The organism is Roseovarius roseus (assembly GCF_043355935.2).
Classification (GTDB): domain Bacteria; phylum Pseudomonadota; class Alphaproteobacteria; order Rhodobacterales; family Rhodobacteraceae; genus Roseovarius; species Roseovarius roseus.
This window is the reverse complement of the sequence record NZ_JBHFPE020000034.1, coordinates 1-10,723: the sequence shown is the minus strand read 5'-3', so window position 1 is coordinate 10,723 and position 10,723 is coordinate 1. Positions and strand designations below refer to the sequence as shown.

Annotated in this window: 9 protein-coding genes and 2 pseudogenes; 3 read left to right on the top strand and 8 right to left on the bottom strand. The window is 58.9% G+C overall.

What is annotated here, in order from left to right; genetic code table 11:
- Nucleotides 1-613: 613 nt before the first annotated feature.
- The 4 genes from ACEWPL_RS18990 to ACEWPL_RS18975 form a co-directional block, all read right to left on the bottom strand.
- Entirely contained in the window at nt 614-2,278 is a 1,665-nt protein-coding gene (locus ACEWPL_RS18990; protein WP_393930822.1) for an acyl-CoA synthetase, read from the bottom strand.
- A 4-nt stretch (nt 2,279-2,282) separates the two neighbouring features.
- Nucleotides 2,283-3,083, bottom strand: coding sequence for an enoyl-CoA hydratase (locus tag ACEWPL_RS18985; RefSeq protein WP_393930820.1), 801 nt, complete (start codon nt 3,081-3,083; stop codon nt 2,283-2,285).
- Between the two features lie 220 nt (nt 3,084-3,303).
- A complete protein-coding gene (locus ACEWPL_RS18980; RefSeq protein WP_393930818.1) occupies nt 3,304-4,443 on the bottom strand; it encodes a glycine cleavage T C-terminal barrel domain-containing protein in 1,140 nt (379 codons plus the stop codon).
- Nucleotides 4,444-4,607: 164 nt separating this feature from the next.
- On the bottom strand, nt 4,608-5,099 hold the full coding sequence (locus ACEWPL_RS18975) for an Lrp/AsnC family transcriptional regulator (RefSeq protein WP_393930816.1): 492 nt from the start codon (nt 5,097-5,099) through the stop codon (nt 4,608-4,610).
- Nucleotides 5,100-5,283: 184 nt separating this feature from the next.
- On the opposite strand from ACEWPL_RS18975, the gene ACEWPL_RS18970 reads away from it, so the two are divergent.
- Nucleotides 5,284-5,739 (top strand): shikimate dehydrogenase family protein, encoded by a 456-nt coding sequence (locus ACEWPL_RS18970; protein ID WP_393930814.1) that lies wholly within the window; start codon nt 5,284-5,286, stop codon nt 5,737-5,739.
- The gene (locus ACEWPL_RS18965) at nt 5,736-6,527 is read left to right on the top strand and encodes an SDR family NAD(P)-dependent oxidoreductase (protein ID WP_393930812.1); all 792 of its coding nucleotides are present in this window, start codon (nt 5,736-5,738) and stop codon (nt 6,525-6,527) included. Before ACEWPL_RS18970 ends, ACEWPL_RS18965 begins: the two co-directional genes overlap by 4 nt.
- Nucleotides 6,528-6,743: 216 nt before the next feature.
- Here the strand turns inward: ACEWPL_RS18965 and ACEWPL_RS18960 are convergent, their stop codons facing one another.
- The 3 genes and pseudogenes from ACEWPL_RS18960 to ACEWPL_RS18950 all read right to left on the bottom strand — a co-directional run.
- The gene (locus tag ACEWPL_RS18960) at nt 6,744-7,580 is read right to left on the bottom strand and encodes a hypothetical protein (RefSeq protein WP_393930810.1); all 837 of its coding nucleotides are present in this window, start codon (nt 7,578-7,580) and stop codon (nt 6,744-6,746) included.
- A 32-nt stretch (nt 7,581-7,612) separates the two neighbouring features.
- Nucleotides 7,613-8,056: pseudogene (locus ACEWPL_RS18955) on the bottom strand (ATP-binding protein); the annotation flags it as partial.
- Nucleotides 8,046-8,645 (bottom strand): annotated as a pseudogene (locus tag ACEWPL_RS18950) (Mu transposase domain-containing protein); the annotation flags it as partial. The pseudogenes ACEWPL_RS18955 and ACEWPL_RS18950, both read right to left, overlap by 11 nt.
- 339 nt (nt 8,646-8,984) lie before the next feature.
- Between ACEWPL_RS18950 and ACEWPL_RS18945 the strand changes: the two are divergent.
- Nucleotides 8,985-9,461 (top strand): BLUF domain-containing protein, encoded by a 477-nt coding sequence (locus ACEWPL_RS18945; protein ID WP_393928669.1) that lies wholly within the window; start codon nt 8,985-8,987, stop codon nt 9,459-9,461.
- A gap of 12 nt (nt 9,462-9,473) precedes the next feature.
- Here ACEWPL_RS18945 and ACEWPL_RS18940 read toward each other — a convergent pair.
- Nucleotides 9,474-10,432, bottom strand: a protein-coding gene (locus tag ACEWPL_RS18940) for an IS630 family transposase (RefSeq protein ID WP_393928667.1) whose coding sequence is annotated in 2 segments (ribosomal slippage) — nt 9,474-10,088 and nt 10,091-10,432 — 957 coding nt in all. Because the reading frame shifts where the segments join, the coding sequence is not laid out codon by codon here.
- Nucleotides 10,433-10,723: the final 291 nt, after the last annotated feature.

The following is a 10,723-nucleotide window of genomic DNA, read 5'->3' as shown; positions in this document are numbered from 1 at the left end:
CTCAGTGAACGAGCAACACCGGCTATGAAAAAGCAGGTGGACGCCAGTTCCTACACCACTTCCCGGGGCACTACCCCGAAGCCGATGCTCAATCATAAAGTAAGCCCTCCACCTGCCGGCCAGCGCGATTGTTTATGACGTCATTGTGTGCTGACACCGCCATTGCCACCCCGTCCAGCATCAGACGCCGCCAACGATACAGCACGTTCGGTGCCATGCCATGACGGCCCAGACCTGCCATTGCTTTGGACTGCCGATGCCGCAGTGCAGCTTTCGTATTCCTGCCGCTTCGTGTATCTTGCCATATCTTTGAAGAGGCTATGACCGTCGCGTGGGGCGACGATCACCCCCAAGACCGTCCATGCATCAAAGGGCTTCGATGATCGTCGACGATCCCCTGCTCAGCCTCGTCTCTCCCGAGGCCGAGCCCTATCCCAATGCCGAAGAACGGCGCGTCATGCATGTCGCCGTGACCCGGGCGCGGCGAACCGTGACCATCCTTGCATCCGAGGCACGCCTCTCGGTCTTCGTCGAGGAGCTGACGAAAGAGACCCCAGGCGCTCGGCCCGCCTTTGTGTTGCCAGCCCAATCGGACACCAAGCGGCCCGGCGCGTTAAGCTGGGATCACTTGACTTGTCGTTGCGTGTTGCGCGATTTCTTTGGCCTGGTCGCGCAGGATGAATTTCTGGATCTTGCCGGTGGAAGTGCGTGGGATGGACATGAAGATGATTTGTCCCGGAACCTTGTAGTGCGCAAGCTGGCTCTTGCACCACGAGCGAAGGGCTACGGCGTCTATGGATGCGCCGGAGGCCAGTTCTACAAACGCACAGGGCGTTTCGCCCCATCTCTCGTCGGGCATTGCAACCACGGCGACGGCCTCGACCGCTGCATGGCGATACAGCGCCTCCTCTACCTCGATCGACGAAATATTCTCCCCGCCTGAGATTATGATATCCTTGGAGCGGTCCTTCAGTTGGATATAGCCGTCGGGATGCCGCACGCCCAGATCGCCGGAATGGAACCAGCCGCCGGCAAAGGCTTCTTGCGTGGCTTTCGGGTTGCGGAAATACCCCTTCATGACGACATTGCCTCGAAACATCACCTCGCCCATGGTCGAGCCATCACGTGGCACGGGCCGCATCGTATCTGGATCGAGCACGTCGAGACCTTCGAGAGGCAGATACCGCACGCCCTGACGCGATTTCAGCGAGGCCTGTTCCGCGGCCGACAGATCGGACCAGGACTGATGCCAGTCATTGACCACAGCAGGGCCATAGGTTTCGGTCAGCCCATACAGGTGCGTCACATCAAAGCCCGCTGTTTTCATATCGGCCAGCAGCTTTTCCGGCGGAGGTGCTGCAGCGGTAAAGAATTGCACTGTGCGATCAAGACTGCGCTTTTCCGCTTCCGGGGCTGAAATCATCCGCGACATGACGATCGGGGCGCCGCACAGGTGGGTAACGCCCTCGTCTGCCAAGGCATTCCAGATCGGTTCCGCGCGCACTTGACGCAAGCAGACATGGGTGCCGCTGATCGCAGACAGAGTCCAAGGGAAACACCAGCCATTGCAGTGAAACATCGGCAGGGTCCACAGATAGACCGCGTGTTTCGCCATCGACGTTGTCAGCGCATTGCCCTGCGACAGAAGATACGCCCCACGATGGTGCGAGACGACGCCCTTGGGATCACCCGTGGTGCCGGACGTGTAATTGATGGCAATCGCGTCCCATTCATCCAACGGCATCAGCCAGTCAAAATCAGGATCGCCAGTGGACAAGAACGCTTCGTAATCCTCTGCATCTGGTGCAGCTGCGGGCCCAGAGAATTCGGCATCGCGGTATTCGATGACCGTTGGTGTCACGGTAGATATCGCCAATGCGTCCTGCAACAGCCCCATGAATTCACTGTCCACGATCATCACTTTCGACGCGGCGTGGTCCAGTTGAAAGGCAACCACCGACGCATCAAGACGGGTATTGATGGAATGGAGCACCCCGCCGCACATGGGCACGCCATAGTGGCATTCGAGCATCGCAGGCGTGTTGGCCAACATGGCCGACACCGTGTCACCCCGACCGATACCATGTCGGGCCAAAGCCGAGGCCAGCTGGCGTGAGCGGGCGTAGAATTCGGCATAACTGCGCCGCAAGCCCCCATGCACGATCGCGGTGTGATCTGGAAAGACCGATGCTGCGCGTTCGAGGAATGTCAGCGGCGTAAGTGGCTGATGATTTGCGGGATTTCGGTCGAGACCGGTGTTGTATGGGTTTGCGGTCATGGAGTCAGGCGTCCCGCCATTGCGGCGCACGTTTTGCGATGAACGCGCCGATGCCTTCCTCGGCGTCCTGCGCCAGCATGTTGTCGACCATCACGCTAGAGGCGTAATCATATGCGTCGGCGAGGTTCATATCGCGCTGCGCGTAATAGGCGCGTTTGCCAGTTGCAACTGTCATGCTGGACTTGGACGCAATCTTGCGCGCCATTTCCATCGTGTTCTCTTGCAGCAATTCGGGCGCAACAACACGGTTCACAAGCCCGATCTCGGCGGCGCGGGCCGCGGGCGTCATGTCGCCCGTCAGCAACATTTCCATCGCGTGTTTGTCCGCCACATTTCGCGACAGGGCCACCATGGGGGTGGAGCAGAACAGCCCGATATGAACCCCCGGTGTGCTGAACTGAGCTGTATCAGCCGCAATGGCCAGATCGCAGCTTGCCACCAGTTGGCACCCTGCCGCGGTGGCGACGCCCGTCACTTCGGCAATCACGGGTTTCGGGCAATTCACGATGCTCTGCATAACGCCCGCGCACATGGACATGACCTGAGCAAAATAGGCTCTACCCCCATCGTCACCTGAGCGCCCCGCAGTCATCTCTTTCAGGTCATGACCTGCACAAAACGCCGGCCCATTCGCGGCCAGAACGATCACCCGCACCGCAGGATTCGATCCGACCTCCTCAAAAGCAGCACCCAACTCGGCCAGCATCGCCTCGGACAAGGCATTGCGCCGCCCCACATCATTCAGAGTCAGGCGCAAGATACCGCTCGCATCCAGGTCGCGGAGCAGGATGTCACTTGGTGTCATTGGGCGTGTCCTTTCGGGGTTTCAAAGGATGGTGATTTCAACGCTATTCGCCAGCGAATTGTCGGTAAAGCAGTAGCGGTGCGCGCGGTCCTGCATCTGCTTCACCCGGCACTGTGCACTCGGTTGAGTAGGCACCGGTTTGCAATTCAAGTGTGGCGCGGCGCGAATGCAATGCAATCGCGAAGCCTGACATTTAGTTCTTACTTCGCCTGAAAGCGCATCAAGCGGCTGCGATCTGCTTTTTGGGATCGTAGAACGGACGCTCACAAATCGTCGCGCGGATGGGTCCGGACTTTGTGATGACCTCGACCTCAGCACCGATATTGGCGTGCTCCACCGACACCATGGCCAAAGCGATATTCCGGTCCAAACGTGGGGAGTAAACGGCCGAGGTCACTTTGCCTATGGCCTCGCCTCCCGAGTGGATCTCCCAGAACGTCGTATTGGGTCCGGCAAGCGGAGTGCCGTCGATGATCAGGCCAATCTGCTTGCGGCTGACACCTTCGTCCTTGATGCGCTGCAACGCGGCCTTGCCGATGAAGTCGCCTTCCATCTCCAGATTCACCAGACGATCAAACCCAAGCTCGAAAGGGTTGGTGCTCATATCGGCATCAGCGTGATAGGACAGCATCCCGCCCTCGATACGGCGGATGGAGGACGTGTGACCGGGCTTGAGGCCAAACTCCAGACCCGCGGCCATGATTGTTTCCCACAGCAAATCGCCTTTGGATCCATCGCGCAGATAGATTTCATAGCCCAACTCGCTGGACCAGCCGGTGCGGGAGACGATGAGCGGAATACCGTTCAGCTCAACCTCGCGCAGCCAATAATAGCGCAGATCCAAGATGTCATCGCCGAACAGCGCCTGCATGATTTCGCCCGATTTCGGGCCCTGCAATTGCAGCGGCGAAACGTCGGGCTCGCCTATCGTCACATCGAGGCCCGAGTGGACCGCAACCCCTTGAGCCCAAAGCAGTATATCACTGTCAGCCAGCGAAATCCAGAAATGGTTCTCCGCCAGGCGAAGCAAGATCGGATCGTTCAGGATGCCGCCATCTGCGTTCGTGATGAGGATATATTTGCACTGCCCCACAGCCATCTTGGACAGATCGCGGCAGGTCAGCATCTGGGTGAACTTTGCCGCATCAGGGCCGGTGATTTCGACCTGACGCTCGACCGCCACATCACACAGGATCGCATCGTTGACGAGGTTCCAGAAGTTCTGCTCGGGGTTTCCGAAATCACGAGGGATATACATGTGGTTATAGACGGAAAACCCTTGGGCGCCCCAACGCACCGTAGCGTTAAAATAAGGCGACTTGCGGATCTGTGTGCCGAAACCGAAATCATCTGCTTGCATTGAAACATCCTCCCATTGGGGCCGTGATCACTGTGATCGAAGAGTGCCAAGATCTGTTCGTGATGTAGGCTGAATCGGGCGCAGAAAGCAGTCTGAAGATTCTGCAATAGCAGACTAGTCGGGCCGTTTACTCGCCCCTATCAGGACCGTTTGGGCCGGATTGCCTATTTGAGGTTCGAAGCAGCCAGCTTCGCAATGTTCGGCAAACCTGTTTTCACTTGTCGCGTGGCGAAGTGGGTCATGTATCGGTCAATGCCAAGATCTTCGGCATGGAACTTCTCCATTAACTCCTGAAAGGCAGCAAGGCTGGGCGTGATGACCTTCATGATGTAATCGACCCCGCCACCCGTCGCGATACAATCAATGATCTCGTCCCGGCTATTGATGAACGCCTCAAAGCGGTCGAAATCAGCCTTTCGGTGGCGGCTGAGGGAGACAGTCACAATCACTTGGGCGAAATCAGCCAGCTGCTCCAGCGCGATCCCCGCATGATAGCCGCGAATATAACCAGCCGCTTTCAACCGGCTCAAGCGCGCCCAGCAGGGCGTCGCGGATAGGCCGCAAATGTCCGCCAGCCGGGCCTTGCTCAACTGGCCATGCTGCTGCAATGCGCTCAAAATGCGAATGTCTGCGGCATCAAGGGCAAGTCGTTTCATTAGGCTGTCCTTTAGGTCTCGAGAACGGATCCGATGCGCAAACCCGATCTGTAGTCATCTTCTAAGTCTATCATTCCGCGCGTGCATCAGATGTCAGCTTTGCGGCAAATACCAAGGCTACAACGCCCAATCTGGCTACGCTGCTGATATGTCATATAAATTTTTCCCCCGATGCCGGCATGTTATGAGTGGCGGACACGATGTGGCGGGCAAACACGTGCTGCAAGTGGGCGCAGGCGGCGCGGGGGCGTCGCTGGCCTATTGCCTGGCCGAGGCCGGCGCCGCCGCCGTCACGATCAGCGATATCGGCAACGAACGGGCAACAACGCTGGCGAAACTGGTTGCCGATACCTTTACCGATTGCGACCTGCGCGCGGGGCCGCCCGACCCGATGGGGCATGATATCGTCATCAATGCCACGCCCATGGGCCTGCGCCCGGAGGACCCCCTGCCGCTTGATGCGGGCCGTTTGCAGGCCGACATGATCGTCGTCGACATCATCATGGACCCGGTCGAAACGCCCCTTCTACGCCACGCCAAGGCACTTGGCTGCCAAGTGCAGTATGGCCAGCCCATGATGGATTTTCAGATGAAGGCAATGGGCGAATGCCTTAACGTGCTGAGCGGGCCGAAACGTTGAGCGGGCGGCAATCCATCATCGTCACCGGTGCCACCTCGGGCATCGGACGCGCCATCGCGCTGCGCTTTGCCGAGGGTGGCGCGGCTGTCACCGTGTCAGGGCGCAATGCCGAGCGGGGCGCGGAGGTGGCACAAGCTTGCATCAATGCGGGCCGCGACGCGCGGTTCATCACGACCGATCTGGCCGACCCGGACTCAGTCGCCGCTTTGGGGGACCAGTCGCAGACCATCTTTGGACCGGCGCATGTTCTAGTGAACAGCGGCGGCATCCTGCAAAGCGGCACGCGCATCCTTGATCAAGATCTGGATGAGGACGAAGCGCTGTGGAAGACCAACTATCGCGGCACCCTCGCCGCCTGCAAGATCATGGGCCGCATGATGCGCGCCGAGGGGCGCGGGGCAATCGTCAACATCGGCTCGCTCGCCAGTTTTGCGCCGCTGTCGCTGCCCGCCTACACCCCTGGGAAACACGCGATTCTAGCGCTGACCCAGATCCTCGCCGCCGAGCTTGGCCCTCACGGCGTCCGCGTCAATGCCGTCGCGCCGGGCTACACGATGTCGGACGGGTTGAAGGCCAAGATCGCCGCGGGTGAGCGGAACCCCGATGCGATCAAGACAACGACCGCCCTGCGCCGCTTTGTCGAGCCGAAAGACGTCGCTGATGCAGTGGAGTTCCTCTGCTCAGATCGAGCCGCCGCAATCACTGGAGTGACGCTGCCCGTCGATGCAGGCTGGCTGGTGCAGGCCCCTTACGCAAGCTACCTGCAAGGCAACCCCTTCAAGGATTGATAGGTCATGGTAAGGTTGTTTATTCGGGCTATGGGTCGGGCAATCATTGTCGCTTCAAAAGCCCAGTTTGATGGTGCAGGCCTTTCATCAAGGATGACAATGCGGTTCTTTGTGGATGCGCTGGCGACATCTTCTGGCCGGCGGGGACGTCAACAAACCTACAGTGATGCGGCCATTCAGGCCTGCTTGGTTATATCCTGGGCGGGCGCTAAAACGTCAGGCAGCCTCGGACATCAGCCGGTCGCGCAGCGACAGAATCACTTCGCAAACTTCCTCTAAGGCGGCCATCTCGAAACTGTCGGCATATGCAAAGCCCTCCCCGGCCAGCCTCTCGGCCAAGCGGCCATGAAAGGTAGCGCGCCCGTCAGCCGTCGTCAGCCCCTTGGCCTGTTCGAACGCATCGTTCCACTTTACCGCCTCGGCTTCGCTCACCTCTTGCGGCAAATCGAGAGTGAGACGGCCCTGCTGTAATGCAACCGGATAGCCGCCTGGCAAGCCGTTCGGCCCGGGCACATGCCCGCGCCAACCGCGCCCGGCGGCGAGGGCGAGGATCAGGGTGACACCGCTCGCGCCCGAGATCTCGATGGCCGGCTCCGGCGTGAGGCGGCATGCCTCAAACGTCTTGAACGGATCGGCAATTTCGGCACCGTCGATAAAGATGCGCGGTGCGGGGCCGCGGCGGTCCTCGGCCGGGCGGCGCCACGGCGCGAGGCACTGATACTGCGCCAGCACTTTCAGATCGCCCTCAGGCCGCCCCGGCGCACCCTGAAAGACGTTCGACAGGATGGCGATGTTGCCCGTGCCGCACAGGACATCATGGCCCATGGCCGTGATCATGCCGTTGACCACATCGGGGAACGAGCAGTTTATCAGCGGCGTGCCGGGGGCGACCCTGCTGATCGCGGCCGGCATGCGAGACGAGATCAGGGCCTGAAACACCGCCGTCGCGCTCAGCCCCCCCTCAGCGACAAGGTCCGTCCAGCGCGATCCCTTGTCCGAGATCACCGACGACGTCTGGATCGAAGCCGCCTGCACCACCAGGCTGGGTTGCAAATCATGCAGCAGCCGTTCACTCGCCTCGTCCTCTGCTCCAACGCATTAACCAACTCGACCGTCGAGAAGAAGCGCACGCGCTTGCGATGATGCTCGATTGCTTGAATGCCGAGGGCGGTGGCGACATGCGATTTCCCGGTTCCAGGGCCTCCGATCAGCACCACATTCTCAGCCGCGTCCATGAACTCGCATCGATGAAGTTGGCGGACCAAGGCCTCACGGACTTCGCTGGCGGCAAAGTCGAAGCCAGAGAGATCCTTGTATGCCGGGAAGCGTGCTGCCTTCATGTGATAGGCGACGGAACGCACCTCACGTTCAGCCATTTCGGCCTTTAGCAGCTGCGATAACATGGGGATCGCTGCATCGAATGCGGGCGATCCTTGCTCATGCAGGTCCTGCACGGCTTGCGCCATGCCCGGCATCTTCAGGCTGCGCATCATTATGACGATGGCAGCACCGGCGGGATCATGACGCATGACGTGTTCCTCCCGTGGTGCGCAGCCCATCATACCGTGCGACATTTGCCTCGGGTTCCTTGCTCAAAGAAAGGGCTGCGGGCGGTGTCACATCGGGCTGGTCTATCGGTGTGCCGTCCACCAGCCTGTGGAGCAGGTTCAGCACATGTGTCTTTGTTGGCACTCCTGCCTCGAGCGCCATTTCCACAGCACAAAGCACGGCCTGTTCGTCATGCTGGAGCACCAGGGACAGGACATCGACCATCTCGCGATCGCCACCGGGCCTACGCAACATCTGATCCTGCAGCTTCCGGAACGCTTCTGGCATCTCAACGAAGGGAGCACCGTTCCGTAATGCGCCCGGCTTGCGCTGGACCACGGCGAGGTAATGGCGCCAGTCATAGGCGACACGCCCCGGCTGACGGTGCGATCGTTCAATGATGCGCTCATGCGTGCAGACTACATGCCCTTCGGCGACGATGACCAGCCGTTCGGGATAGATGTGCAGGCTGACGGGCCGGTTTGCGAAGCTGGCGGGCACTGAGTAGCGATTGCGATCGAATGTGATCAGGCAGGTGGGCGATACCCGCTTGCTCTGCTCGACAAGGCCAGCGGGAAAAGAGCAAGCAAAGAATTGGTTTCCAGAAATCATCGAACCTGACGACGTTGGCCGTTCATATCCAGCGAAGGAGCCCTTCTCGCTGCGCGCAGCTCTCCGAAACCTAATCTACAGGTAGATCTTCGGGAGCAAAAAGCCCCCGTCCACGCACAGTGGTCGGGGGCAAGTCGAGGAAGGCTTTAGGCCGTGCAGCGACGCTTATCAGTTTGTGCATCGCTCGCGCAATCCCAGGTCTCAGGCTGGTGATCTTTTGGTGACGGACCCAACGAGCACCAGCGAAATATTGCCAAGCGCAAAATTTGGTCATTGTATCTGACCTATCGTTGCTTCATGTGGCTGTTTTCTCAAACTCAGGACCCATCCTTGCCGTATCAACTCGCCTACGTAAGCTGCTCTCGATCACCGCTTGATGAGGCAACTTTGTCTGACATCCTAGAGAGCTCTCAGCGCAACAACGCGCGAGATCAGATTACCGGTGTTCTCATGTATCACGATCAACTTTTCTTCCAGATCTTGGAGGGCGAGCAGACCGCAGTCGAAGATTGCTATCACAAGAGGATCTTTCGCGATCACCGTCACAGCGGCTTGTCAATCAGTTGGTGCAATGCAGTCGATAGCCGGACATTTTCGGACTGGTTGATGGGGTATGCTGGGCCTGACGAAATTGGCCAGTATACCAAAGGGACGTTTCACTCCTTGGAGCAGTTGGAGAGTGACAACAGCTTGAACCAGCCTAGTAGACATGTGGCGTTGGAGCTTGCTCTTTCAATATTCAAAAACTCAAGATCGTACATACCCGCGAGTTAAAGCGTCCCGCCTTTAACCTGCGACATATCCGGCAGCTGTGAAGTAGTTCCAGCACTCGTCGGGTGAGTAGAGGTCGCAGATTTCGGCGATTGCGTTGAACATGTCGGTGAAGGTGCGTGCGCCGATCCGGCCCAGGTGTGCTTTGAGCTTGGAGAATGCCATCTCAATCGGGTTGAGATCAGGGCTGTAGGGCGGCAGGAACAAGAACCAGCATCCTGCCCTGTGCATCGCCTTCGCCGCTTCGGCGTTTTTGTGGGTGGCGAGATTGTCCAGGATGACGACGGTTCCGGGTGAGAGTTCCGGCACCAGCACCTTTTCAACGTAAGCGGCGAAGGCCGCGCCATCCATGGCCCCTTTGATCACCCAGGGGGCGATCATCGCATCGGCACTCAGTCCAGCTATGAAAGTCTGGGTGCCCCACGAGCCAAACGGGGCATCCATGATCAGGCGGTTTCCACAAGGGGCCCATCCCCGCTGCCTTGTCAAGTTTGTCTTCACCGATGTTTCATCAATAAAGACAACGCGTTCCGGGTGCTTCGATATGGCTGGAATGCGGTGCTTGAACCAGTCTTCGCGCTGTCGCCTCACCTTGGCACGGCGGCGTTCGGTGGCGACCAGTGACTTTTTTTATACGTGTAGCCCAGCTTGCGAAGGAACTTACCGATGGCGTTGGGGTGCGCCTGAACGCGCGTTGCGTCAAACAGAGCTGCACTCAGCTCGGGCATCGTGATGTCGCCATCTTGCTCGATAATCTCGGCAAAGAAATCCAGATGCGGGTCCAGCTTGCCCTTGCCTTTCGGTCGGCCTTGCGGAGCCGCCTCCGCACACCCCGTCTGGCGGATCGCAAGCGCCCATCTCGCTCCCGTGGCTGGCGAGAGTTTCAAGCGCAATGCCGCCGCGCGACCGCTTAACCCTTCCTCAATATATCGCTGAAACCGCGCCCGAAGCGCCTCTGGCAAAGGTGCTGACATGATCCATCCTCCCAAAAAGGGTGAATCACAAAATCATACGTGTGGGAATCCCTGCGATTCAAGTTTTGGGCGGAACGCTTTAATATCAAACTCGCTGCCATAGGCAAATACCCCCGCCCACATAGTGCAGTCGGGGGTAAGCTTTGGAGGATCGTAGGTAGTGTCTCAAGGCATACCGACATGGCTAACTGGTTCGCAACCCTAAATTTGAATTGGGAGTGTCATGAACTCTGTGTATCGGGTCTGGCCCATGCGGGTTTCAGATACGGTCACGCATTGAATCGATCTTCG